Below are 23,817 nucleotides of genomic sequence, written 5' to 3'. Positions count from 1 at the left end.
CACTAGTATAGTTCCAGAATAAATGTGGGGGCTGCGGAAAATACAGCCGTCGGTGGCCTGACTCCCCTGACGGAAAGGCTTACGTGGCGACTGAGAGAAAAGCGCCTGTGGAACGAGTCGAGGTCACGACGGTCGTCTACCTGCCGCCAGAAGAGGTCTACGAGTTCCTGCTCGATTTTCCCCGCTACGCCCGCTACTCGAAGTACCTGAAAGAGGTCACCCAGGCCGGTGAGGGCGGTCCCGGGACGCGATACGACCTCCACTTCGCCTGGTGGAAGCTGACCTACACGGCGCGGTCGGAGGTGACGGCGGTGGACCCCCCGACGACCATCGACTGGAAGATCGTCAAGGACATCGACGCGACCGGGCAGTGGTCCGTCGAGTCGGTCCCCGAGGAAGCACCTGACGAGGACACACCGGCCTCTCGGGTCACCTTCCTCGTGACGTACGACCCGGATTCGGCACACGCCGGGAACATCGACATCCCCCGCTTCGTCTCGCTCGCGTGGGTCATCGAGAAGGTCAAACCCAAGATAAAGAAAGAGGCGACGCGCATCGTCGAGCGCATCGTGGCCGACCTCGAAGGACAGCGTCGGTCGGTCGACCTGGAGATACGGACCGCGGCGGAGTAATCGAATAACAATCCTCTTGTTCTCCCCCTGTCAACCGCCGTCTATCCAACGAGACCAGTCTCTATGCGTGTAATCGTCATCGGAGCCGGAGAGGTGGGCTCGAACATCGCCGCGAGCCTGTCGGAAAGTCACGAAGTCGTCGTCATCGACATGGACGGGGATCGCGTCGAATCACTCACGTACAAACTCGACGTGTTGCCCATCGAGGGCGACGGTACCTCGCTCTCGACGCTGAAGGAGGCGGGTATCGAAGAGGCCGACATGCTCATCGCCAGTACGGACCGTGACGAGGCGAACATCGTCGCGTGTTCGACGGCGAAGACCTGCGGCGACCCCTTCACCATCGCCCGGGTGAAGAAGACGGATTTCCTCAACACCTGGCAGGGGTCGAAGGGGGCCTTCGGTGTCGACTTCATGGTCTGTACCGACCTGTTGACCGCCCAGTCGGTCGTTCGCATCGCCGGCCTCCCGGGCGCACAGGACGTCGACTCCTTCGCGAACGGGCGCGTCCGCATGGCGCAGTTCGAGATAGAGGCAGGGTCGACCGTCGCCAACCAGACCGTCCAGAACGCCGACCGCTTCGAGTCGCTGACGTTCGCGGCCATCATCCGCAACGGCGACGTGACCATCCCACGGGGTGAGACCGTCATCGAGCCCGGCGACCAGGTCATCGTCATCGGAAGCCCCGAGAGCGTCCGGAAGTTCGCGACCTCGCTGACGCCTGCGAGCACCCTCGAATCAGCCGACGAGGTGTTCATCATCGGCGGCGGCGAGATCGGCTACCAGGTCGCCCGCCTGTTCGAGGCGCGCGGCATCACGCCCCGACTCATCGAGCACGACCCCGAGCGGGCCCGCCAGCTCGCGGACTTGCTCCCCGGCAGCATCGTCCTCGAGAACGACGCGACGAACATGGACTTCCTCGTCGAGGAGAACATCCACGACGCCGACCTCGTCGTCTCCGCTCTGGAGTCCGACGAGAAGAACCTGCTCGTCTCGCTGCTCACGAAACGGCTCGGCGCGCGCCGGACCGTCGCCATCGTCGAGAACGGCAACTACGTCGAGCTGTTCGAGGCGGTCGGCGTCGACGTGGCCGTCAATCCCCGCGAGGTGACCGCCGAAGAGATAACGCGGTTCACCCGCGAGGAACACACCGAGAACGTCGCTATCATCGAATCCGACCGGGCAGAGGTCCTCGAGATCGAAATCGACGACGAGAGCCTGCTGGCCGGGCGGTCCATCCGGGACGTGGCCGGGGACCTGCCCCGGGGAGTCGTCATCGGTGCCATCACCCGCGACGACAAGCTCATCACGCCCCGCGGGAACACCGTCGTGAAACCGGGTGACCACATCGTCGTCTTCCTCGACGCAACCGTCCTCGACGACGTGGCCCCGAAACTATGAGGCTGAAGGTCAACTGGCGCGCGAGCACGAGCCTCGTCGGGCGGGTCGTGAAGTACCTCGCCGTCGCCCTCATCGTCCCTATCGTCACCGGCTTCCTGTACGGCGACCAGTTCGTCCCGTACATCCTGCCCTTCTTCGTCACCGCGACCGTCGCCGTGGTCGCCGGGTCGGCCATGGAGCGGCTCGACCCCGACCCCGACCTCGGGGCCCGCGAGGGGTTCCTGATGGTCGCGATGACGTGGGTCGCCGTCTCACTGGTCGGGGCCATCCCGTACGTCCTCGAAGGGCTGACCTACCAGGACGGCCAGTTCCTCTACCTCGTGGAGTCGACCCTGCACCACCCCGAGAACGCCATCTTCGAGACCATGAGCGGGTTCACGACGACCGGGGCGACGGTGATGGGCGACATCTCCTTCGAGACGCACTCGCGGGCGCTGATGATGTGGCGCCAGCAGACCCAGTGGCTCGGGGGGATGGGTATCGTCGTCCTCGCGGTCGCCATCCTTCCTGAACTCTCCGTCGGTGGCGCACAGCTGATGGATGCCGAAGCACCCGGCCCCGGCATCGAGAAGCTCACGCCCCGCATCGCTGAGACGGCTCGTGCCCTGTGGGTCATCTACGCCGGCATCACCCTGCTGGAGATGGCGCTCCTGTACGGGCTGCACATCCTCGGGATGGCCCCGAACATGACCGTGTACAACGCCATCGCTCACGGGTTCACGACGATGGCGACCGGCGGGTTCTCGCCCGAGGCGCGCTCTATCGAGGCGTTCGCGGAGATCGTCCAGTGGGTGTTCATCCCGTTCATGATGGCCGCCGGGACGAACTTCGCGCTGTTCTGGCACCTCTCGACTGGCGACATCAAACCGATGCTCGAAGACGCCGAGTTCCGGTTCTACGCCGGCGTCATCGCCGTCCTCTCGGCCGTCCTCGGGGCGTTCCTCTTCCTGGACCCCGGGCTGACGACTGCCGCCGAAACCGGCCTGTACGAGGGTGTGAACCAGACCTTCCTCGGCTACACGTTCCCCGTCACGGGTGACATCGAGTCCGCCCTGCGCCATGCGACGTTCCAGGTCGTCTCCATCGTCACGACCACCGGATACGCGACGATGGACTTCAACGCCTGGGGCGGCCCGGCGCAGTACGTCCTCGTCATCGCGATGTTCATCGGGGGGTCGGCCGGGTCGACCGGTGGGGCCATCAAGATAATCCGCTGGCTCATCATCCTGAAGTCCATCCGTCGCGAGCTGTTCTCGACGGTCCACCCCAATGCGGTCCGGCCGGTCCGTCTCCGTGGGCGTTCGCTCGACGAGCGTGCCCTGCGTGGTATCTACGCGTTCACCCTGCTCTACCTCGCGCTCTTTTTCCTCTCGTCACTGCTGTTGATGGCCGACGCCGCGCTCTTCGGTCCCCAGTCACTCTCGGTCATCGAGGCCATCACGGCAGTCGCGGCGACCCTCGGGAACATCGGACCCGGCCTCGGGATGGTCGGGCCGATGGGGAGCTATCTGGACTTCACTCCCCAGGCGAAGCTGTTCATGGTCGCGCTGATGTGGATCGGCCGGCTGGAGATCTTCCCGGTGCTCGTGTTGCTGACGCGGGCGTACTGGCGGTCCTGAACGAGTCGCCTGCTCGCACGGCACACACAGGTTTATCAGCGGTCCGGGAGGACCGTCGCGTATGCAGGACACTGCCGCTCCTGACGCCGCCACCCGTTCCGATTCCTCCCAGACGGTGACGCTCGCCGACGGCCGAACGCTCGCGTTCGCCGAGTACGGCGACCTCGACGGCCGGCCCGTCTTTGCGTTCCACGGCCTCCCAGGCTCCCGCCACTTCGGTGGCTTCTACGCGGACACCGCGACGGCTGCCGGACTCAGAATCGTCGTCCCCGACCGGCCGGGCTACGGCGAGTCGTCACCGAAGCGCGACCGCACCCTGACCGGCTGGGCCGACGACGTTGTCGACCTCGCGGACCACCTCGACATCGACGAGTTCGCCGTCTGTGGCTTCTCCGCGGGCGGCCCGCACGCGCTCGCGGTCGCCGCGGAGTCCGACCGTGTCACGCGTGCCGCTATCGTGGCCGGCATGGCACCGTCCTCGGCGGGCATCGAGACCAGCCGGTTCATCGAGGTCATGGCGACTCTCTCCCGGCGCACCCCGCGGCTGCTCGGGCTCCTCTTCCGGGTACAGTCGTGGTTCATGAACCGACAGGACGACGAGGCGGTCCTCTCGTTCCTCACCGAGAAGGCGGTCGGTGACGAGCCGGTCCACGGGACCCGGACCGTCGAAGAAGTGCTGGCGACCGAGTACCGGGCCGCCTTCGAACACGGGCCCGCCGGCGCGGTCGCGGACAGCCGGGCCGTCCACTCGCCGTGGGAGATTCGGTACGAGGAGCTCACGTGTCCGGTCACGGGCTGGTACGGGACCGCCGACGAGAACGTGCCCATCGAGACGGCCGACTGGCTGGCGGGCGCGGTTCCGCACGCGACGGTCGAACGAGTTCCCGACGAGGACCACCTGTCGGTGCTGCTCGAGACGCGAGAAGCAGTGTGCTCGTGGCTGGCTGCCTAGCCGAGAGCGACGAAGAGTGCCAGCGGGACGCCGAACAACAGGACGGTCATCAGCGCGAGAATCGCGCCGTAGCCACCGAGCACGCCGGCCGCCGAGCGCCACGACGGGTGGTCGAGGTCGATAGGGAGTTCCATACAATCGTGAACTTTCGCAGGGTGCTTAGTTTCACCGGTTGGACGACCCGTCGACCGGACCCACGCTGGCCGGCCGCTCACCGCTTCCCGTAGCGGTACTCGTCGGTCACGTCCTCGAGCTGGACACGTCCAGCGGGCACCCGCTGGGCAGTGACGAGTTCTCGCGGCGCATCAGGGGAGTCGACCGATTTGTCGACGCTGTAGGCGACGTAGGTGCACTCGTCCTCGGTGAAGGTGACGACGGAGTAGCCCCAGTGGTGGCTGTCGAAGAACTCGATGTGGGGGTTCTGGAGCGTGATGGCCTTCCGGAGGATGCGCTCCGTGGGTTTCGCCAGTGGTCCCTCGGTCAGCCCGACGGCCTCGGCGACGTTCAGGCTCGTCAGGGCCGGCGTCATGAACTCGACGCCGACGCGTTTGTCCTCGTCGACGGGACCGACCAGTTTGTGGTCGAGGGCGTCGCGGTACTCGGTCTGCTGGTAGCCCGCGATGTAGCAGTGCATGTCGCCGGTGATGGTGACGAAGTTCTCGACGTCCCGGGCCGCCAGCGCGTTCAGCAAGTACTGGCGCTCGCGCCGGTAGCCGTCCCAGCCGCCCTGGACCGGGTACAGCGTGGCGGGTCCAGCACCCACCTTGAACGGAATCGTGAGGACCTCGTCCGACCAGACCGTCCACGTCGAGTGTTCCTGTGTCTCTTCGACCTGGTCGAGGAACCACTCCATCTGGGCCGGACCGAGCATGGTCCGGTCCGGCGGTTCGCGCTCGGGCGCAGTCGCTCGGTCGGTCGGCAACAGCAGGTCACGCTCTTCGGTCCGGAACAGGCGCTCGTCGGTCATCACGAGTGAGACGAGGTCGCCAAAGTCGAAGCGCCGCCAGAGTCGGAAGCGGTCCTGGAGGCGGTCTGCACCGTGGTCGTACTCGATGCGGGCGGGCATGTACTCCCACCAGGCGTGCATCGCATCAGCGGCGAGGCGAGTCATGAACTCGGGGTCGTCCCCGCGGGGGTGGTCGGCCGCCGGGGCGTCGGTCTCGTAGTCCCAGTGCACGTCGTTCGCTATCTCGTGGTCGTCCCACGCCGGGATGATGGTGTGTCGTTCGAGTGCCTTCTGGAGGAACCGGTCGGACCTGTACACGCGGTAGAGGTAGCGATAGTCTTCCAGCGACTCGACGAAACTGAACCCACTCGGGAAGTCCTTCTCGCGGCCGGGGTACTCGGGGGCAAAACGGCTTTTGAAGTGCCCGTCGGCGGATTCGTAGATGAAGTCGCCGACGTGGACGATGAAATCGATGTCCTCCTGTGCGATGTAGTGGTACGCCGGGTAGTAGCCGTTCAGGTAGTTCTGGCAGGTGAGCACCGCCAGCGAGAGTTCTTCGGGCGACTCGTCGGGTGCCGGCAGGGTACGACAGCGACCGATGCGACTCGCAGTGGTCCCGTAGACGAACCGGTAGAAGTACTCGCTGAAGGAATCCAGGACGCCGTCGAGGTCGACTTTCACCGTGTAGTCGTGCGCCTCGATGGCCTCGCTGTCCTCGACGACGCCGCGGTGGACGACGTCGGTGAACGCTTCGTCGGCCGCGACCTCGACCGCCAGTGGTAGGTCGTGGTCGAACACCGCCGGGTCGATACGCGTCCAGAGGATGACACCCTCGCACGTCGGCCCACCGCTGGCGACGGACTGCGGGAAGGTCTCGTCTGCAGGTTCGTCCGGGTCGAACTCGAAGACGCTGGGGTCGTCGGGTTCCGCCGGGTCGCGGGCGAACGCCAGGTCGTGTCGCGACAGCAGCGACAGCAGTTCGTCGTGGTCGGTCGAGTTCGGTGCCTGACGAACGAACCCGCCGCCCCCATCGTCGTCCCCGCCGGCGCCCTGCCGTCCAGCGTCCTCGTCGGTCATTGCGGTCTGGATTACCTCCCCGGGGTGTTGAACCTATCGCGCATCGTGGGGGCACGCGCCGGTCGACTGCCACCGCGAGAAACGTGGCCGTTCGTGTACAACCGCGACCTGTTTCGGACCGTTTTTGAGCACGGCCACGTAATCCGCGCCATATGACGCGAATCGTCGTCGTGGACAACCACGGGCAGTTCACCCACCTGGAGCACCGCGCGCTCCGGGACATGGGAGTCGAGAGCGAGGTCGTAGACAACGAGACGCCGCCGAGCGAGGTCGAGGCAGACGGCATCGTCCTCTCCGGCGGGCCGGACATGGACCGCCGCGGGAAGTCCGGCGAGTACCTGGACGCGGGCGTACCGGTGCTTGGCATCTGTCTCGGCATGCAGATAATCGCGACGGAACTCGGCGGCGAGGTCGGCTCCGGCGACTACGGTGGCTACGCCGACGTGACCGTCGACGTCCTGGACGAGGACGACCCGCTCATCGGGTCGCTCTACCCCGAGACACGCGTGTGGGCGAGCCACGCCGACGAGGTGAAGGAGGTCCCTGAGGGCTTTTCCATCACCGCCAGGAGCGACGTCTGCGGCGTCGAAGCCATGTCCGACCCCGACCGCGACCTCTACGGCGTCCAGTGGCATCCCGAGGTGTCCCACACCGCCGAAGGCGAGGAGGTCTTCGAGAACTTCGTCGCGCTCTGTGAGCGCTGAACGGTCACGCCGCGGCCCGCGAACGGGAGCGCTCCCCTGTCACCCATAGTCGGAGTAGTTTTATTCGACCACGGGAACGGATAGACCACAATGACGGCAACCCAGGGCGACCTGGCCAGCATGTCGCGGTACATCTTCCGGGCCCCGCGATGGTACAAGAGTCTGGCCTTCGCGATGGTGGTGGCTGCCGTGACGGGCATCGGTGTCTTCGAGAACTCCTTCTGGCTCGAGGATATGTGGCAAGGCGTCTTCTTCATCGGCATCCCGACGTTCGCGGCGTCGGTCCTGACGAGCATCGTCGACAAGCGCCTCGGCGGACAGCTCACGCCGAACCGGGCCTCCCTCCTCGCCCTGCTGTGTGAGATACTGGTCGTCGCGATACTCGCCGTCGGCGGGGTCGTCGCACTCGTGACCGTCCTCGGGCAGAACTTCGTCTTCGACGTGCTGTACGTGGGCCTCGCCTCCATCTTCGCGTTCCGGCTGCTCGTCGTCGCCGCCATCTCCCAGCACTCGATTCCGAAAGCGGCGATTCCAGCGAGCATCCAGACCGCAGCCGCGGCGATCCTCCTGTTCGTCTACAGCGGGACCCTCCGGTACATGGACGCTGGCGGTCCAATCCTCGACGCCTACCTCTCCCGCGCCGAGCAGGGACCGGCGACGCTCGGGCCCATCCTCCCCGGCGACTTCGTCATCCTGACGCTGCTCTGCCTGCTGTACGGGACCGCCGTGTGGCTCTTCCTCGTCATCATCGACCGCCCGTGGAAGCGCAGCCTCGGCGTCTCCGTCCTCGACTTCCTTGCGGGATTCGTCGGCCACATCGCCGACGGTACCCGCGAGCTGGAGACGTTCTTCGAGGAACTCGGTGAGGAAGCGCTCGTCCCCGTCACCATCCTCGCGTTCGAGCGCGAAGACGGCTCCGAGAAAGCACGGTTCGTCCTCCCCATGATTCACCCCGGCCCGATGGGCGAGATCGGCGGCGGGAACCTCCCCCAGCGAGTGGCAGAATCCGCCGACGGCCTGGCGTTTCCGCCCCACGCGACCGCAGGCCACGACTTCAACCTCGTCACCGAACGCGAGGTCGACACCATCATCGAATCCGCGCTGGCCGCCCACGACCAGCTCGAGTTCGGAACCACCGCGACCGAGAGCGTCCGCACACAGGTCGGGGACGCCAAGATGCTGGCGCAGGCGTTCGACGACGACATCTTGCTCGTCAGCACGCACTCGCCGCGGTTCGCCGACGACGTGGACTACGCCGTCGGGCTCTCGGCCGCCGCGGAGGCCCGCTCCGGCGGGTTCGACGAGGTGTTGCTCGTCGACGCCCACAACTGCAACAACGGGCTGAAAGGGGAGGACCTCGGGCACGTCACGCCCGGTAGCGAGCGCTCGTTCGACATGATGCAGGCAGCTGCGAAGGCTGCGGAGAAGCTCCACGACGCCCCACAGCATCCCGTCGAGGTCGGCACCGCCTGGGCCGAGACCGACTGGGAACCCGCAGACGGCATCGGCCCACTCGGCGTCCGAATCGCCTGCGTCACCGTCGGCGGCCAGACTACCGCCTACATCCTCGTCGACGGGAACAACATGGAACCGGGGCTGCGTGAACGGCTTATCGACGCCCTCCCCGAAGAAGTCGATGCGGCAGAGGTGATGACCACGGACACCCACATCGTGAACAAGGTGGAATCCTCGAATCAGGTCGGCGAGGCGCTCGACCAGGACGAACTCGTCTCGGTCGTCACCGGACTGGTGTCGGACGCACTGGCGGACCGAGAGCTCGTCTCCGTCGGGATGTCGTCGGAACGTGCTCGTGTCACGGTCTTCGGCAACGATAGAACTGAGACGCTCGCCAGTCACGCCAACGCCATGGTGTCGATGGGCGGGGCGCTGGCGGTGTTGATGGCGATGGCCGCGATGGGCCTGAGTATCGTCGTCTTCCTGCTCTCCTAGGTCTCGTCCTCGGCGAACAGGTCGTCGACCGCGCTGCGAGCCGCGAGTGCGGCGTCTTCGGCGACCTGCTCCGCCGTCGCCTCGTCACCGGGGACGTTCAGGTACACGTCCACGTCGAGGACGCCCTCTTCGAACGTGACGGTCACGTCCATGTCGGTGACGTCGGACTGCTTGAACCGCGAGAGGATGAGTCCCTCGGCCGCTTCCGCGGCCGTTCGAACGACGTCTTCGTCGGTGGGCATGCGCTTATGCGCCGCCTGCGCCGCCCATACCGCCGCCCATGCCACCGAGCATCTCCTGCAGTTCCTGCTGGAGCGACTCGAACTGCTGCTGGACGCGCTCTTCTTGCTTCTCGAGGGTCTCGACGCGAATCTCCAGGCTGGAGACCTTCTCGTCGAGTGCGTCTTTGGCCTCGTCGTAGTCCGTCGCGACGAAGAGCTCGCCGACCTCACGGAACATCTTCGTGTCCTCGTCGATGTTCTCGAGCTCGTCGAGTGCGGTCTGGGCCTCTGTCAGCTGGGAGTCCGCGGACTGCTTCTGCTGGGCGACCTGCTGTGCGGTCTCCTGAAGGTCCTGCAGTTCCTCGATTTTCTCCTGTGCTTCCGGCGGAAGGTTTCCTTGCATATCCCGACCGATGGCTTCTGGCTTGAAAAACCCCCGCTTTTCAGCTAAGAACGGGCCGAGAAACAGAATCCACCAGGGCGCAGACGGACGCCCGGAAGGTCGTCGCTCTCGGCCGTACTCGTCGGGGTCGACGGTTCGAGCCCGGTGGTCCACCGCGCCACACAACGCTTAATATGTTGGTCTGGATATATCTACAGAATGCCAACACGGCGTCTCTCCGTGTTCGACGTCGTCGGGGACCTCGTCCCCGGTGTCGTCTTCCTGTTGTTCCTCTCGCCCGTCTACACGGCCGCGTCGTTCCCTGCCTGGTTGTTCCCGGAGTGGAGTGCGACGCTGCTCCTGCTCGCGGTCGGGTATCCCGTCGGCCGGGTCCTCCACGCGGTGGCCTCCCGGGGGTGGGTGGAGAACGCGATGGCCCGCATCGGCTGGCGGACGGCCTCGTGGCGTCTCAGCGGGTCGCCACAGCTGTCCCGGCTCGACAGCTCGGAAGGGCCCGGTGACGGGGACGACCACGCCAGAACGTTCACCCTGTGCGACCGGCTCGCCGCGGTCGAGGTGCGGGACACTGACTCGGCCGAGGCGGACTCAATCGAGCACGAGGTCTTGCGGCGGCTCTCGCGGGAACTGCACGGGCTCGTCCGCGAGGACGGGGAACTGAGCGAGGGCGGGTCTCATCCCGCCGTCTGGGAGTCCGACGACGAGTACCTCGAACACCTCGGCCACAGCATCCTCCACGGGGAATCGACCCTGTTCCACCGATACACCGTCCTCGCCACCTTCTATCGCAACCTCTGGACTGCCATCCTCCTGGGGTCGGTCGGGTTCGCCCTCTCGGTCGTCGTCAGGGAACTCCTCGTCCAGCCGGTCGCTCGGACCGCACTCGTCGTCTCCCTCGGGAACTACGACCTCATCGCGAGCTATCCCGCACTGGTTGGCGGGGCGCTCGCCGGTGGAGCGCTCGTGGTCGCGGTCGTCCTCCAGGTGGTGAGCGTCCGCTGGCTGGAGTACCGGTACCGCCGGCTGCGAGCGATGGTCAACGACCTCTACCTGAGACTCGACTCGACGGCCAGCCAGCACGCGGTGGACTCCCCGCAGAATCAGTAGCCGGACCCGAGGTCGTGTAGCTTCTCTGCGACCTCGACCAGCCGAATCCACGTGTTCACGCCAGCCCGGAGTGCCACGAGGTCCGTCGCTCCGACCTCGACGGTGACGGTGTCGCCAGTTCGAGAGAGCGTGGTGGAAGAACGGTCGCCCGCTATCTCACCGACCTCCTGGGCGACGCTTCGCTCGACGATGCGAGCGACGGCGTCGCTGTCGTACTCGAATTCGAGTGTGGTCTCGTGTGAGAACGAGGGCATCGAATCGACGTTATTCGACGTCGATTGTCTTGATGTCGGTACTGCGCTCTTTCAGCAGCACGCGGTGTCCGCAGTACGGACAGCGGACGCCGCCGTAGGAGTCGAGCGTCACGTCACGCTTGCACCGCGAGCACTTGTAGCTCATTCGTCTTCTTCGGAGAGCGCGGCGCGAATCGACCGGCGGACGGTACGGCCTGCGGGGGTCTCGGGGCGGTAGGTGCCGCCGGTGAACTTCTCACCGGTCTCCTCGTTGACCCAGATGCCCGTCCCGAGGCGCTTGACGTTGTCGCCGTCGACCTTGGAGTTGCGCATCTCGTCTTCGATCTCCGCGACGCGGCGTCGGGAGACACGCCCGTAGCGAGCGCCGAATCGGCCGGCGCTCCCCGTCTTTCCTTTCTTCTTGGCCATGATACCCGTTGGTACCGTCAGCGGGCAAATAAACCTGTTGAGTTGGGCCGCCGGTCTATTCGAGTGAGGGCGCCTGAACGACCTCGTAGACGATGAGGGCGAACGCCAGACAGAGGCCGAGGACGGTGAACTGGATCCACTCGACGGGTGGGACGCTCTCGGGCAACGAGACGGTTCGCAGTCCACGCTCCAGGAGGAGCCCCGTGAGGACGATAGAGGGGATAGTCGTGAGGACCGCGTCGGGTCGGCGCATCGTGTTTAATGAGATGTAATTAGGACAAAAATGCCTTGGGGTTCTGTCGGGATTCGCACCTATCTCGGTCGCGGCCACGGCCGGAGATAGAGGACCACGAGGAGGGTGAAGACGGTCAACGCGAGAAGGCCACCGCCGAGGAAAGCCAGTTCGGGTGACAGTATCGGCTGGCTGGGCGATGGCGTCCCCGAGTCCGCGGCGATACTGGCCGCCTCGACGATGGGTTCCGGCCGGGCGAGTTCGTCGAGGAGGCGGGCCAGTGCGAGGGTCCCGGCCCCGAGTAAGACGACCACCGCGAGCACGCGCGCGAGCAGGTCGCGGAGCAGCGACCGGTCCTCGTGGGCGCTTGCCATCACGAGGACTGCCCGGGCACAGGGGGCGTACACCTTCATCGCGGAGCCCTTCTCCGAGTACCAGGTGTCGACGACCTCGATGAGGCCAGCGTTCTCCATGTTCGCGAGGTGGTAGTGGACGTTCTGGAGCGTGGTCCCGGTCACCTCGCGGAGGTCCGCAGGTGTGTGTGGTTCCTCGTAGAGCGCCTCGAGGATGGTCCGCGCGGTTGCGCTGGAGAGCGTCGCGAACACCTCGTCGGCAGTCTCGTCGGTCAACCCGACGAGCTTGGACTGCCCGGGCTCGTGCTCGACGGGGCGTTTGATCGGGAAGATGCGACCCATTGGGTGAAAGATACGTTCTGGAGGGGCATTCGGATTGCGCTGCATCAAACACGCACTGAACAGGCAGAGGGGTGAAGGCCGGGAGCGGAACGGACAGACCGGGCCTCGTGGGTCTAGTAGAAGAACCCGAAGAGGCGCGCGAACAGGTGGAAGGGGTTGCTGTCGAATCGTGCCGGGGCCGAGTCGAAGTCGTACCAGACGGCTCGTTCGGGTGTGTTCGAGGCCGAGACGGCCAGGTTCGCGTCCTCGTCGGCAGGGACGAGTATCTCGATACCGACGTCACCGTCGGCACCGGGCGGCAGTTTCTCCGGCAACGGTTCCGCACCGGCACCGGTCGGGAGTTCACAGGGTGCTCGGATACAGACGATGTACGGCTCGGTCGGGATGGGCCCTTCGCGGACCGGGTATTCGTCCTTCGAGTCGACCGGTTCGTCCTTCGGGTCGACCGGTTCGTCCGACAGTCCCGACTGCTGCATCAGCGGAATCCCGTCGACGAAGTCGTTGATGGGTTCCTCGCCGGCGGCGTCACGCCAGTTCGGTTCGGGGTCGGCTGGCCGTTCGAGGACGCCGTCAGCGCCGTCGGGGTCCGGCGGGAACTCGTCGGGGGTTACGGGTTTCGCTTCCCCGTCTTTCTCGTCTGTCGGCCGGTCGGTCGCGTTCTCGTCGTGGTCACCGTTGCAGGGACTGTCGACGCCGATCATGCAGATGCCGACGGTCTGGTCGCCGTCGGCAGCGACCGGGCTGGCACTCAGCGCCAGTGCACACACCAGCGCGACTGTGAGGAACGAGACGAATCTGAATCGATGTTTCATCGCACCCTCTCAGAGGCCACGAACACATAACTTGTTTGTCAAGTATGAAACGGGCGTTTGACGCATCCGGCGGCGACCTGGGCTGAACTCCCCAGGCCGCTGGAGACTCTCGACGTGGCCGGTCAGCGGAAACGTTCGGGCGCGGCGACACCGTCGGCGAGCACGTTCTCGCGGAGGTAGGCGAACAGCCGGTCTCTGACCTGCTCGCCCAGGTCGTCCATGCCGAGTGCCATCACGGCCCCGGCACTCCCGTCGGTCGTCACGAGCAGGTACGCCGCGGTCGCTTCCGGGTCGACGTCTTCGCGGAACACACCGTCGTCGACGCCCTCGCGGATGACCGACGTGAGCGTCTCGTGGACCCGTTCTTCGTAGGAGCGAAGCAGGTCGTGAAACCGCTCGTTGAACGGGGCGTGTGCCAGCAACTCCATGACCGCGACGTTGATACCGCGGTCGACCTCGTCGGCCGGGTCACCGAGGAGCGCGTCACAGAGCGCGAACAACCGGGTCACCGGGTCGGCATCTGCCGCCGTGGAGAGTCGTTTCGAGTCGCGCCTGACACCCCACTCGAGGAAGGCAACCACGAGGTCGTCCTTCGAGTCGTAGTGGTAGTAGAGGCCCGCCTCGGAGACCGACGCCTCGGCGGCCACCTTCTTCGTCGTCAACCCGGCGTAGCCGTGTTTCGCGAGCGCACGCAGGACCGCCTCCACGATGTCGACCTGTGTCTCGGACAGTTCCTCGGCGTCTGTATCCGACTCCTCGTCGGTTCCTGCCTCGCCCGTGGGCATGTCGCGGTCTTTCCACCGGGTGAGTAAATACTCGGTGGATGGGTGGCGGCGAGGCAGTCGCCGACACCAACCACGTAGTGGGTGTTCACTCGGTACATTTCTCTGGGGTGCGGGTGAGTGCGTCCCGGCCACCGGCGAGCGTCGCACTGTCTCGGCTCAACCGTCACGTGACGAGAGAGGTTCCGGACACGACTGAATCTGTGATGGACGACCGGACCCGGGCCCGGACTCGGCCCAGCGACGACCACCGGTCCCCCTACCGAGAGAGCGTTGCCCTTCTAAACCATCGCGTCCTACACCCGTCCAATGCAGGTCGGTTCCCGTCGCTGTATCCTCAACCCGGTGAGTGGGAGTGGTGACCACGGCCCGTACGTGAAGCGACTCCTCCGCGCCCGTGGCTTCGCGGTCGTCGAGACCGCGGGGCCCGGTGACGCCAGGCGACTCGGCCGGGAAGCCGGCGAGGACGACGTCTCCGAACTCGCGGTCTGTGGCGGTGACGGCACCGTCAACGAGGTCCTCCGCGGCCTCGACGATGCCGGCCACCTCGATGCGGTCACGCTCAGCGTCGTCCCCACCGGGACGGCAAACATCCTCGCGACCAACGTTGGCATCGACACCATCAGACAGGGCGTCGAGGTCGCAGACACCGGCGAGAAGCGAACCGTCGACCTCGGCATGGCCGGTGGTGACCCATTCGTCGTCTCCTGTATCGCGGGGTTACCGGCGGACGCGAGTGTCGCCGCGTCGAGCGAACTCAAACGCCGGTTCGGGACGCTCGCGTTCCTCGTGACGGGCGTCCAGGAGGCGATGACGTTCGACGGTCTCGACATCACGGTCGATGCGACCGGCGTCGACGGCTCCGAGTCGTGGGACGGAGAGGCGCTCTGTCTGCTGGTCGGGAACGCCCGTCGCTTCGTCGGCGAGGGTGGCCAGGGCCACATGGAAGACGGCCTGTTCGACGTGGCGGTCGTCGAGCAGATGCCCACCCCGTCGATGGTCGCCGAGGTCATCGGCCACCGGCTCCTGGGCCAGGAGACGCCCGGTGTGACCCACATCACGGCACGAGAGGTCACCGTCGCTGGCCACGAAGGGCCCATCACCTTCAGCCGCGACGGCGAACTCAGCGAGCACACAGAACTCACGCTGTCGGTCCGGCCTGCGGCACTCGAACTCCGGGTCGGCCCCGGCTACGTGCCGTCACCGTAGGCACGGAATCCAGAACCCTTACCTATCGAGCCCACGACCTGTCGTATCCGAGTGTTCTCACCGTGTCCCCGACCGACAGCCACGACACCCCCGACGACCACGACAGCGCGGACCGCTTCAGCAGTACCGAACCGTACTACGCCCGGTATCGTCCCCGCTACGGGTCCCGGACCATCCAGTACCTCATCGACCGCTTCGCCCTGGACGAGTCGAGTCGCGTCCTCGACCTCGGCTGTGGCACTGGCCAGATAGCCATCCCGCTGTCAGAACACGTGGGCGAGGTCGTCGCGATGGACCCCAACGAGGCGATGCTTCGTGCGGGGCGACGACAGGCCAAGGCGGCGGGTCGAGAGAACGTCGAGTGGGTCCTCGGGTCGGACGCCGACCTCCCCGGCAGCGTGGGGACGGTCCGGCTCACGACGATGGGCCGGTCGTTCCACTGGATGGACCAGGAACGGACCCTCGACCACCTGTACGAGCTGACCGAACCGGGCGGTGGCGTCGCGCTCGTGACCGACGGCGAGTGGCTCACGCACGGGAGGGACGACTGGCAGGTGGGCGTACACGAACTCGCAGACGAGTACCTCGACGACCTGCCAGCGCGGACCGGCCCGATCGAGACGTACGACGACCCCTGGGACGAGAAACTCGCGGCGCACGGGTTCGACGACGTCGAGACCGTGACCGTCGAGTTCGAACGTGAGTGGGACGAAGACGGTATCGTCGGTTACGTCTTCTCGCTCTCGTTCTGTTCGCCCGCCGTCTTCGGCGACCGGCAGGCTGCGTTCGAGGCCGACCTGCGAGCGTCCCTCCGTGACCGCGACGTGGAGCGGTTCGTCCAGCACGGCGAAGTCGAGGTCATCGCGGGACGGAAGTGACCCCCGTTCGTACGTTTCTGCGATTCGTCGTGTCGTAGAGACACAAACGGCGACTTTGGCTAGCGAAACGCTCTCGTACTGGACACACGAAACTTCCGCCGTGAATCGGGAGAAAGCTATTCCGGTCGTCCTCGCGCTCGTCTGCGTGTTCGCGCTCGCGTTCGCGGCCGCGACACTCGTCGAACCGGACAGGCCTGGCGGCGGTGGGTCGTCCATCGTGAACCCGAACGACGACACGGCGACCGACCGGAACGGCGAGGGTGGGACGAGTCCGAGGCGACCTCTGACCGACCCGGGACGCATCTTCTTCTCGCTGAGCTTTTGCATTCCCTTCCTCCTGACTGCCGAGTTCTTCGCCATCGTGATGCTCGTCACGGCGTCGGTCTGGCTCTACGTCCAGCACTCGAAAGACGGCATCGCTGCCACCGGGGTGGTCACCGCGCTGGCGTTCCCCGGCTTCTTCCTCTGGTTGCTGCTCACGAACTGCCAGACGTCGACCGACCCCGAACAGTTCTCCATCATCCCGTCCGAGGTGAAAGACGCGACCGAAGGCGACTCGTCCTCCCTCGGGCTGGCCCAGAACCCCGGAAACGTTTCGCCAGAGGTCGTCTTCCTCGTGGTCGCGCTGGTGGCGGTCGTCGTCCTCGTGTTCGTCTGGTACGCCATCCGCAGTGACGAGGAGGACCCCGAGGAGGTCGAAGAAGCGGACGAGGTCGCGACGAACGCACGGTCACCTCGGCAGCGGATGGCAGCCATCGGTGCGGCTGCGGGCCGGGCCGCGGACCGACTGGAGACGAGCACCGCCGTCGACAACGAGGTGTATCGGGCCTGGCGCGAGATGACGACGCACCTGGACGTACCAGACCCGGAATCCAGTACGCCGGCAGAGTTCGCGGACGCGGCCATCGACGCCGGGATGACGCGCGAGCAGGTCGCAGAACTCACCGACCTGTTCGAGGAAGTCCGCTACGGCGGCGAGGACGCGACGAGAGACCGCGAGACCCGTGCTATCGACGCGCTCCGGACCATCGAGTCGGCACACGCCGGGGCCGACGAGGGGACAGCCAGTGATGACTGAGCGCCAGCGACCCACGCCGTGTGGATGGGTCAAGCCATCATTTGACAATTCGGCATCCCTAAGTGTCGTTTCCAGCTAGTCGTTACCGTGAAACAAAGGAATCTGGGTATCGTGGTCGTCGCCGTCTGCTGTGTCCTCGCCATCGCCATCGCGGCGGGGACGCTCAGCGAGACGACCCAACCGGGGGGCAGTGGGGGCTCTGCGGCGAACGTGAACGCCGACGGGGTGACGACCCAGACCGCGGAACAGCCGGGGAAGACGGTCAACGAGACGACGCCCCAGCAACAGACGCCACTGCGGAAGGAGTGTCCGTCGAGCAGACTCCCGTGGTGGGTCGGCGTCGGCCTCGTCGCGGCCGTCGCATCGGTTACCCTGGGGATGTACCGACGCTACGATGGCGTCGTCGCGGTGGCCTCCTTCTTCGTGGTGGCTGTCGTCCTCGTGTCGATAGCGCCGTTCCTCTTCGTCTGCCCGTCGTCGGACGCCCCCGAGACCCAACGGCAGGGAGCACCGGGGTCCGTTCCGGACGATTCCGGTGACGGCGGTGGCGCCGCGACGGGAAGCGGCAGTGGTGACGACGACCAGGCACAGCAGCCACTCGACGTTCCGCTGGTCCTCCTCCTGGGCGGCCTGGGAATCCTCGCCGTCGTGTTGGTCGGTGCGTGGAGCGTGAGCGCCAGCGACGAAGACGAGGACCCGGACGTCGTCGAGGTGGCAGGCGAAGACGACGACGCCGACCCTGCTCCCGCCGACACGCAGGCGATAGCGACCGCGGCCGGGCGGGCCGCAGACCGCATCGAGTCCACCGCAGACGTGGACAACGAGATATACCGTGCCTGGGTCGAGATGACCCGACACCTGCCGGTCGACCACCCCGAGACGAGCACGCCGCGCGAGTTCGAACGTGCAGCGGTCGAGGCGGGCATCAGCCCGGACGACGTCCACGAACTCACCGATTTGTTCGAAACGGTTCGATACGGGCACGAGGAGGCGACGCCCGAGCGAGAGGACCGTGCGGTCGAAGCACTCAGGCGGCTCGAGGCCTACTACGAGGGTGAGACGCGATGAAGCTACGAACCCTCCTCTCGGTCCTCGGTGTCGGCGTCGCCGCGGTAGCGTTCACGCTGGTGCTGTTCCCCGACGTCGCGGCCGGTTTCTCGATGAACGAGATGATACTCATCGTGGTCGGTGTCGCGACGCTCGCCCAGGGCGTCCGAATCGGGGCGTCGCGGGTACAGAACCGCTACGTGCAGGCCGAGACCCCGGACCCGGAGCAGTCACAGGAACTCCCCACGCCGGGTGACGAGTTCGACGAGTTGCTCCGCGAGGCGGGGACGGACCGCCGCCGCCTCGACAGCCGCGAACGCGTCAGCGACCGCCTGGAGCGGGCCGCCGTCGCGACCATCGCCCGGACGCAGGGCTGCTCGCTATCGGAAGCGAAACGACGCATCGACGAGGGTGAGTGGACCGACGACCCCTACGCGGCTGCCTTCTTCACGGGCGAGATGACCGGCACGTCGCTGCTCTCGCGGGTCGACCTGCTCGGCAGCACCCAGTCGCAGTACCACCGGTGGGCCGTCCACGCGGCCACCGAGATCGCCCGACTCTCGGAGGAGTTCGACGGATGAGCAAGACAGTGACGACAGAAACGGAATCGACCGACGACAGACCGACGACAGGCGACGTGTCCACCGGAGAAGCCGACCGGACCGCCGACAGGGAGTCGACCGGGACAGTCCAGACGCAACGCGTCATCTCGGACACGACCGAGGCGACGAACCACTGGCGCGGTGTCGCCGCCGTGACGCTCGTCGCCGGCGCGGTCGGCGTCATCACGCGACAGCCAGCCCTGTTGCTCTCGGCGGTCGTCGGCGTGGGCTACCTCGCGTACGCCAACATCACCGAGGCCCCGACCGTGACGCTCGGCATCACCCGGGAACTCAGTGACCCGGCACCGGCCCTCGGGGACGAGGTGACCGTGACCGTTCACGTGACGAACGACGGGAGTCGCATCCTCCCCGACGTGCGCCTCGTCGACGGCGTGCCCGACGAACTGTCGGTGAAAGACGGGTCGGCCCGGCTGGGAACCGCCCTGCGCCCCGGCGAGACCGACTCCTTCTCGTACACGGTGACGGCCAAACGCGGCACGCACGAGTTCAAGACGTGTGAGGCAATCGTTCGCGGCTGGGCCGGCGCAGAGGAGACACACACCCGCTACCGGACCGGCGGCGACATGGTGTGTACACCGTCGCTGGAGGCGACGATACCGGTCCCGCTGCGCAAGCAGACCTCGCAGTACGCCGGTCGCGTGAACACCGATATCGGTGGCGACGGCGTCGAATTCCACTCGACCCGCGAGTACCGACGCGGCGACCCGCTCTCGCGGGTGGACTGGAAGCGATACGCCCGGACGGGTTCCCTCGCGACCCTGCTGTTCCGCGAGGAACGCGCAGCGACTGTGATGTGCCTGCTCGACCTTCGCAAGGAAGCGTACGTCCGCCGCGACGACGAGGGTCTGCACGCGGCCGACCTCGGCATCGAGGCCGCCGGCCACGTGTTCACCGCGCTGCTCGACACCGGTGACCGGGTCGGCCTCACCGCCCTCTCCCCGCAGTCGGTGTGGCTCCGTCCCGGCCTCGGGAACGAACACCGTGCGAAGGTCGAGGAACTGTTCGCCCACCACCAGGCGCTCTCCTCGGAGCGTCCAGCGGGCTACTTCTCGGTCACGCTCGGGGTTCGCAACCTCAGAAAACGCCTCCCGGGCGACGCCCAGCTCGTCTTCTTCACGCCCCTGTGCGACGACGACGCAGTGAAAGCCGCCCGCCTGCTCCACGCCCACGGGCACAAGGTGACCATCATCAGCCCGGACGCCACCACGACCGAGACCCTCGGCCAGCGAATCGCACGGGTCGAACGTCGTGCCCGTATCACCGAACTGCGCCAGGGCGGCATCCGCGTCATCGACTGGGACCCCGGGGAAGGACTCGCCAACGCGCTCGCCCGCGGCTCCCGGAGGTGGACCTGATGCCGGCCGAGATAGACCGTCGCCCGGTCCGCCTGTCCGCCGTGGTTGCCCTCGGTGCTGGCGCGTTCGCCGCCCTCGCGGCCGTCCTGACCGCCTCTGCTGGCGTTATCGGCGGTGCAATCGGCATGCTCGCGCTCGCCCCCGGCGTGGTTCTGGGCTACCGTCGACTGGTCCACCTCGGCGCAGTCGGCCTGCTCGGCGGGCTCGTCTTCGCCGGTGCGACCGGCTCCGGGCCGTCCGCCGAACTGCTCATGCTCGTCGGCACGACCGCGACGGTTCTGGCGTGGGACGTCGGCCAGAACGCCATCGGTCTCGGTGAGCAACTGGGTCGAGAGACCGAGACGACACGGGCCGAACTGGCACACATCGGTGGCTCGGTGACCGTCGGTGTACTGACCGCCGGGACCGCTTTCGGCGTGTACCAGGTCGCGACCGAGGGACAACCGCTGGTTGCGCTGGCGCTGCTGTTGGTAGCCGTGGTGATTCTGACGACGGCGCTGCGGCAGTAAGCGTCCCCTTTGGCACCCAGGCTCACCACTCTCTTCTCTCGGGGACGATGACACCCACGTGGACTGGGACGACCCAGCGTCCCCCATCAACAGGGGGCTCCTGTACGAGGTGGACGAACGCAGAATCGTCGAACCGGACGACGAGGAGGCCCTCGAGGTCTTCCTGTCTGGCTGGTCGAAGGCGGTGCCCCCGGAGGGCGAGGACTACGGCGAACGCGCCTTCGAGACACTATCCTGGCCCAACCTCGGGTACCGACTCGGACTGCTATTCGGCCCGACCTCCAGAGACCTGAAAGAGGACCTCTACCACTGGTGTGTGAAGAAACAGAACGCGTGAATGCGGTCGTCGTACGGAATCGCAACGTCTCGTCGAGTCGACCACCGGTTCCCGACCGAGAATCGAACCCCCGAACTCACTCGTCACCGGACTCCTGCTGGCTTGCGAGTCGTACGATCTGTACCTCTAGATCACGCTGGTCGCCGTCGTTTCGGAGGGTGTAACCCCCCTCGAGGTCGACACCGCTCGCCTCGGTTTCGAAGATCAGGTCAGCTAATTTTTCAGTGAATTGTTCCTTCGTAGCGGGGATTGGATTAGATTTCATGCGTGCCCTGGCCCTGCGACCCGAGAAAATTGAAACAGTCTCTTAATCTTTCCCATTGCGATTTCGATATTTAAACCGCGGCATGATATTCCACCCTTCCGTGGTCGGCGTCGCTCCGAAACCCGTACTTGTCGCTGCTCGTGTCACTCCGGAACCATTTCGAGAACCCAGTTACTTCGAAAACGGGGTCGGTCAGTCGACGGTCGGCACCGGTACCGAGTCGAGCACGTTCGCGATGACCTCACGCTTCTCGACGTTGTTGACCATCGCGTCCGGCGTCAGCACGAGCCGATGCGCGAGCACGGGCTGGGCAACGCGCTTGATGTCGTCCGGCGTGACGTACTCGCGGCCGACCATCGTGGCGTAGGCGCGCGAGGATTCGAACAGGCGCTGGGTCCCACGGGGGGAGACGCCGATTTCGACGCGGCCGTCCTGCCGGGTCTCGCGGCAGAGTTTGGTCATGTACGTCAGCAGGTCGTCGTCGACCCGGACGGTCTCGGGGACCTGTCGGAGGTCGGCGACCTCCTCGTCGGTGAGGACTCGCTCGACGCTCGGGGACTGCTCGACGCGGCCCGCGCGGCGCTGGAGCAGTTCGACCTCGCCAGTCTCGTCTGGGTAGCCGATGGAGGACTTGACGATGAAGCGGTCGACCTGCGCCTCGGGGAGGGGGAAGGTCCCCTCCTGCTCGACGGGGTTCTGCGTCGCGATGACGAAGAACGGCTGGGGGAGCATGCGCGTCTCGCCGTCGACGGTCACCTGACCTTCCTCCATCGCTTCGAGGAGTGCGGCCTGGGTCTTCGGTGGCGCACGGTTTATCTCGTCGGCGAGGACGATGTTCGCGAAGATGGGACCCGCCTGGAACTCGAACTCGCGGGTCTCTTCGTTGAACACGTGCGTGCCGGTGACGTCTGCGGGGAGGAGGTCGGGGGTGAACTGGATGCGGGAGAAATCCAATCCGAGGGCGGAGGCCATCGACCGTGCAGTCAGGGTCTTACCGGTCCCGGGCACGTCCTCTAGGAGCACGTGGCCACGACCGACGACACCGAGCAGTACGGTTTCGAGGAACTCTCGGTCGGCGATGACCGCGTTCCCGATGGCGTCGAGGACCGCGTTGCAGTCCTCGTTCGCTTGGTGTACGTCCATGTTATCGCACCCGTGCTCATGGAATAAATTCTTGGCGGTTGTCACCTACTCCCGCGATAAATCGAAATTCATAATAACGGCAGACGGCAACGTGGAGATGAGCCGAGATAGCCTAGCCCGGCCAAGGCGGTAGATTCGAAATCTACTGTCCTCACGGACTCGGGAGTTCAAATCTCCCTCTCGGCGTTCTCCAATCACCAACCGACGAGCGATGCGAGCAGCTTGCCTGCGAGCAGTCGCGAGTCACGAGTGATTGGAGACGCAGTTCATGTAGATTTGAACCAGAGGAGTCGCGGCCCGCGCAGCGAAGCGAGCAGGACCGTCTCGGCGAGGTTCAAATCTCCCTCTCGGCGCTTCTTCGGAGACAACACCGACGAGCACCGCTTACCCCCAGCAGTTCAGGCCCCACGTATTTCTGCGTCTCTGTTGTATCTCGGACCGTAATCACCGATGGACGAGCGTACCTACCGATATCTCGGGAACACCCTGCTCGTCGCCGGACTCCTCTGTTTCGTCGGTGGCGCGGCACTGGTCGTCTCGGGGTCTGAAATCGACACCACGGAGTACGTACTGGGAGCACTCGGACTGTTGTTCGTCGGGGTCGGGTCGTCGATGACGAGCGGAATCGCTCGACAGTGACGACTTCGAGGGCTCTCGACCGACCAGAGACCGGGTCCGGAGTACCGCTGGGCCACCTCGCCCACGTCTGTCGCTCTCGCGGAGATAAACTTAAAGTCGTCAGGTGACAACTGTCACCTAACACCATGTCACACTTCACCGGGGTAGCGCTGGTCATGGGTGGCTTCCTCGCTGCCATCTTCGTGCTGGTCAGCGTCCGGAAAACGGCCGGCTACACGCCGAAGTTCGGGGCAAAGGAAGACAAGGGGTGGGCCGGGCTACTGAACAACCAGCTGGTCTGGACACTCGGGTTCTTCTTCATCCTCGGCGGGCTCGCGGCGGGAGCAGTCGCGTACGTGGGTGCCGATGCGGCCGGGCAGGCGACACTCCAGTGGTTGCTCCTCGTCGCGACGGGCGGTCTGTTCGCCGGCTGGATCGTCTACGGCACCTACCGCTCCAGCAAGAACCGGGGGCTCACCAGCGCCACCGCCGCGATGGTGAGCGCGTGGGCGTTCGGCATCCTGTTCGTGGCAATCATCGCCGTCAAGCTCGTCGTCGGATAG

At 65.9% G+C, this 23,817-nt stretch carries 30 protein-coding genes and 1 tRNA gene; 18 read left to right on the top strand and 13 right to left on the bottom strand.

The window, feature by feature from the left end; translation table 11 throughout:
- The first annotated feature begins 107 nt into the window (after window positions 1-107).
- The 4 genes from ACSC1R_RS11045 (at window position 108) to ACSC1R_RS11030 (ending at window position 4,604) form a co-directional block, all read left to right on the top strand.
- Window positions 108-632 (top strand): type II toxin-antitoxin system RatA family toxin, encoded by a 525-nt coding sequence (locus ACSC1R_RS11045; protein ID WP_439025804.1) that lies wholly within the window; start codon window positions 108-110, stop codon window positions 630-632.
- Window positions 633-695: 63 nt separating this feature from the next.
- A complete protein-coding gene (gene trkA / locus ACSC1R_RS11040) occupies window positions 696-2,033 on the top strand; it encodes a Trk system potassium transporter TrkA (RefSeq protein ID WP_439025803.1) in 1,338 nt (445 codons plus the stop codon).
- On the top strand, window positions 2,030-3,652 hold the full coding sequence (locus ACSC1R_RS11035; RefSeq protein WP_439025802.1) for a TrkH family potassium uptake protein: 1,623 nt from the start codon (window positions 2,030-2,032) through the stop codon (window positions 3,650-3,652). The genes trkA and ACSC1R_RS11035 overlap by 4 nt, the downstream gene beginning before the upstream one ends.
- 61 nt (window positions 3,653-3,713) lie before the next feature.
- Window positions 3,714-4,604 (top strand): alpha/beta fold hydrolase, encoded by an 891-nt coding sequence (locus ACSC1R_RS11030; protein ID WP_439025801.1) that lies wholly within the window; start codon window positions 3,714-3,716, stop codon window positions 4,602-4,604.
- Here the strand turns inward: ACSC1R_RS11030 and ACSC1R_RS11025 are convergent.
- Together ACSC1R_RS11025 and ACSC1R_RS11020 are read right to left on the bottom strand one after the other, a co-directional pair.
- Complete coding sequence (locus ACSC1R_RS11025) at window positions 4,601-4,738, bottom strand: hypothetical protein (RefSeq protein WP_439025800.1); 138 nt, start codon at window positions 4,736-4,738, stop codon at window positions 4,601-4,603. The two genes, ACSC1R_RS11030 and ACSC1R_RS11025, sit on opposite strands and share 4 nt — an antisense overlap.
- Window positions 4,739-4,815: 77 nt before the next feature.
- Window positions 4,816-6,627 (bottom strand): alkaline phosphatase D family protein, encoded by a 1,812-nt coding sequence (locus tag ACSC1R_RS11020; protein ID WP_439025799.1) that lies wholly within the window; start codon window positions 6,625-6,627, stop codon window positions 4,816-4,818.
- A gap of 152 nt (window positions 6,628-6,779) precedes the next feature.
- On the opposite strand from ACSC1R_RS11020, the gene ACSC1R_RS11015 reads away from it, so the two are divergent.
- Together ACSC1R_RS11015 and ACSC1R_RS11010 are read left to right on the top strand one after the other, a co-directional pair.
- Window positions 6,780-7,331, top strand: a complete 552-nt coding sequence (locus tag ACSC1R_RS11015) for a GMP synthase subunit A (protein ID WP_439025798.1) — start codon at window positions 6,780-6,782, stop codon at window positions 7,329-7,331.
- 90 nt (window positions 7,332-7,421) lie between these two features.
- Entirely contained in the window at window positions 7,422-9,281 is a 1,860-nt protein-coding gene (locus ACSC1R_RS11010) for a DUF2070 family protein (protein WP_439025797.1), read from the top strand.
- Here the strand turns inward: ACSC1R_RS11010 and ACSC1R_RS11005 are convergent.
- The gene (locus tag ACSC1R_RS11005; protein ID WP_439025796.1) at window positions 9,278-9,523 is read right to left on the bottom strand and encodes a DUF3194 domain-containing protein; all 246 of its coding nucleotides are present in this window, start codon (window positions 9,521-9,523) and stop codon (window positions 9,278-9,280) included. The genes ACSC1R_RS11010 and ACSC1R_RS11005 overlap by 4 nt on opposite strands.
- Before the next feature lie 4 nt (window positions 9,524-9,527).
- Window positions 9,528-9,905 (bottom strand): prefoldin subunit beta, encoded by a 378-nt coding sequence (locus tag ACSC1R_RS11000; protein WP_439025795.1) that lies wholly within the window; start codon window positions 9,903-9,905, stop codon window positions 9,528-9,530.
- 198 nt (window positions 9,906-10,103) lie between these two features.
- On the opposite strand from ACSC1R_RS11000, the gene ACSC1R_RS10995 reads away from it, so the two are divergent.
- Complete coding sequence (locus tag ACSC1R_RS10995) at window positions 10,104-11,009, top strand: hypothetical protein (protein WP_439025794.1); 906 nt, start codon at window positions 10,104-10,106, stop codon at window positions 11,007-11,009.
- On the opposite strand, the gene ACSC1R_RS10990 is transcribed toward ACSC1R_RS10995, so the two are convergent.
- From ACSC1R_RS10990 to ACSC1R_RS10960, 7 genes are all read right to left on the bottom strand, one after another.
- Window positions 11,003-11,263 carry a KEOPS complex subunit Pcc1 gene (locus tag ACSC1R_RS10990; protein WP_439025793.1) on the bottom strand — a complete coding sequence of 87 codons (261 nt, stop codon included), beginning with the start codon at window positions 11,261-11,263 and terminating at the stop codon, window positions 11,003-11,005. The genes ACSC1R_RS10995 and ACSC1R_RS10990 overlap by 7 nt on opposite strands.
- Window positions 11,264-11,273: 10 nt before the next feature.
- Window positions 11,274-11,408, bottom strand: coding sequence for a DNA-directed RNA polymerase subunit P (locus ACSC1R_RS10985; RefSeq protein WP_439025792.1), 135 nt, complete (start codon window positions 11,406-11,408; stop codon window positions 11,274-11,276).
- A complete protein-coding gene (locus ACSC1R_RS10980) occupies window positions 11,405-11,671 on the bottom strand; it encodes a 50S ribosomal protein L37ae (RefSeq protein WP_261650678.1) in 267 nt (88 codons plus the stop codon). The genes ACSC1R_RS10985 and ACSC1R_RS10980 overlap by 4 nt, the downstream gene beginning before the upstream one ends.
- A gap of 55 nt (window positions 11,672-11,726) precedes the next feature.
- Entirely contained in the window at window positions 11,727-11,924 is a 198-nt protein-coding gene (locus ACSC1R_RS10975) for a hypothetical protein (protein WP_439025791.1), read from the bottom strand.
- 59 nt (window positions 11,925-11,983) lie between these two features.
- Entirely contained in the window at window positions 11,984-12,598 is a 615-nt protein-coding gene (locus ACSC1R_RS10970) for an ArsR/SmtB family transcription factor (RefSeq protein WP_439025790.1), read from the bottom strand.
- Between the two features lie 113 nt (window positions 12,599-12,711).
- Window positions 12,712-13,410, bottom strand: a complete 699-nt coding sequence (locus ACSC1R_RS10965) for a hypothetical protein (protein WP_439025789.1) — start codon at window positions 13,408-13,410, stop codon at window positions 12,712-12,714.
- A 122-nt stretch (window positions 13,411-13,532) separates the two neighbouring features.
- Window positions 13,533-14,195, bottom strand: a complete 663-nt coding sequence (locus tag ACSC1R_RS10960; protein WP_439025788.1) for a TetR/AcrR family transcriptional regulator — start codon at window positions 14,193-14,195, stop codon at window positions 13,533-13,535.
- Window positions 14,196-14,501: 306 nt separating this feature from the next.
- Between ACSC1R_RS10960 and ACSC1R_RS10955 the strand changes: the two genes are divergently transcribed.
- From ACSC1R_RS10955 to ACSC1R_RS10920, 8 genes are all read left to right on the top strand, one after another.
- Entirely contained in the window at window positions 14,502-15,401 is a 900-nt protein-coding gene (locus tag ACSC1R_RS10955) for a diacylglycerol/lipid kinase family protein (protein WP_439025787.1), read from the top strand.
- A 62-nt stretch (window positions 15,402-15,463) separates the two neighbouring features.
- On the top strand, window positions 15,464-16,279 hold the full coding sequence (locus tag ACSC1R_RS10950; RefSeq protein WP_439025786.1) for a class I SAM-dependent methyltransferase: 816 nt from the start codon (window positions 15,464-15,466) through the stop codon (window positions 16,277-16,279).
- A 100-nt stretch (window positions 16,280-16,379) separates the two neighbouring features.
- Window positions 16,380-17,357 (top strand): DUF4129 domain-containing protein, encoded by a 978-nt coding sequence (locus tag ACSC1R_RS10945; protein WP_439025785.1) that lies wholly within the window; start codon window positions 16,380-16,382, stop codon window positions 17,355-17,357.
- Between the two features lie 87 nt (window positions 17,358-17,444).
- Window positions 17,445-18,425: a DUF4129 domain-containing protein gene (locus ACSC1R_RS10940; RefSeq protein WP_439025784.1), complete on the top strand. Its 981-nt coding sequence runs from the start codon at window positions 17,445-17,447 to the stop codon at window positions 18,423-18,425.
- Window positions 18,422-18,985 (top strand): DUF7269 family protein, encoded by a 564-nt coding sequence (locus tag ACSC1R_RS10935; protein ID WP_439025783.1) that lies wholly within the window; start codon window positions 18,422-18,424, stop codon window positions 18,983-18,985. The genes ACSC1R_RS10940 and ACSC1R_RS10935 overlap by 4 nt, the downstream gene beginning before the upstream one ends.
- Window positions 18,982-20,382: a DUF58 domain-containing protein gene (locus ACSC1R_RS10930; RefSeq protein ID WP_439025782.1), complete on the top strand. Its 1,401-nt coding sequence runs from the start codon at window positions 18,982-18,984 to the stop codon at window positions 20,380-20,382. The genes ACSC1R_RS10935 and ACSC1R_RS10930 overlap by 4 nt, the downstream gene beginning before the upstream one ends.
- A complete protein-coding gene (locus tag ACSC1R_RS10925) occupies window positions 20,382-20,891 on the top strand; it encodes a DUF7519 family protein (protein WP_439025781.1) in 510 nt (169 codons plus the stop codon). Before ACSC1R_RS10930 ends, ACSC1R_RS10925 begins: the two co-directional genes overlap by 1 nt.
- A gap of 58 nt (window positions 20,892-20,949) precedes the next feature.
- Window positions 20,950-21,228, top strand: a complete 279-nt coding sequence (locus tag ACSC1R_RS10920) for a hypothetical protein (protein ID WP_439025780.1) — start codon at window positions 20,950-20,952, stop codon at window positions 21,226-21,228.
- Between the two features lie 76 nt (window positions 21,229-21,304).
- Here ACSC1R_RS10920 and ACSC1R_RS10915 read toward each other — a convergent pair whose 3' ends face one another.
- Window positions 21,305-21,493 carry a hypothetical protein gene (locus ACSC1R_RS10915; protein WP_439025779.1) on the bottom strand — a complete coding sequence of 63 codons (189 nt, stop codon included), beginning with the start codon at window positions 21,491-21,493 and terminating at the stop codon, window positions 21,305-21,307.
- Between the two features lie 192 nt (window positions 21,494-21,685).
- Window positions 21,686-22,636 carry an AAA family ATPase gene (locus tag ACSC1R_RS10910; RefSeq protein WP_439025778.1) on the bottom strand — a complete coding sequence of 317 codons (951 nt, stop codon included), beginning with the start codon at window positions 22,634-22,636 and terminating at the stop codon, window positions 21,686-21,688.
- A 101-nt stretch (window positions 22,637-22,737) separates the two neighbouring features.
- On the opposite strand from ACSC1R_RS10910, the gene ACSC1R_RS10905 reads away from it, so the two are divergent.
- From ACSC1R_RS10905 to ACSC1R_RS10895, 3 genes are all read left to right on the top strand, one after another.
- Window positions 22,738-22,822 (top strand) — tRNA-Ser (locus ACSC1R_RS10905).
- Between the two features lie 264 nt (window positions 22,823-23,086).
- Complete coding sequence (locus tag ACSC1R_RS10900) at window positions 23,087-23,275, top strand: hypothetical protein (RefSeq protein ID WP_439025777.1); 189 nt, start codon at window positions 23,087-23,089, stop codon at window positions 23,273-23,275.
- Between the two features lie 125 nt (window positions 23,276-23,400).
- On the top strand, window positions 23,401-23,817 hold the full coding sequence (locus ACSC1R_RS10895) for a hypothetical protein (RefSeq protein ID WP_439025776.1): 417 nt from the start codon (window positions 23,401-23,403) through the stop codon (window positions 23,815-23,817).

This window comes from Haloarchaeobius ordinarius (genome assembly GCF_051801355.1).
Classification (GTDB): Archaea; Halobacteriota; Halobacteria; order Halobacteriales; family Natrialbaceae; genus Haloarchaeobius.
The sequence above is the reverse complement of the archived record's forward strand: the minus strand, read 5'-3'. Positions and strand labels throughout refer to the sequence as shown.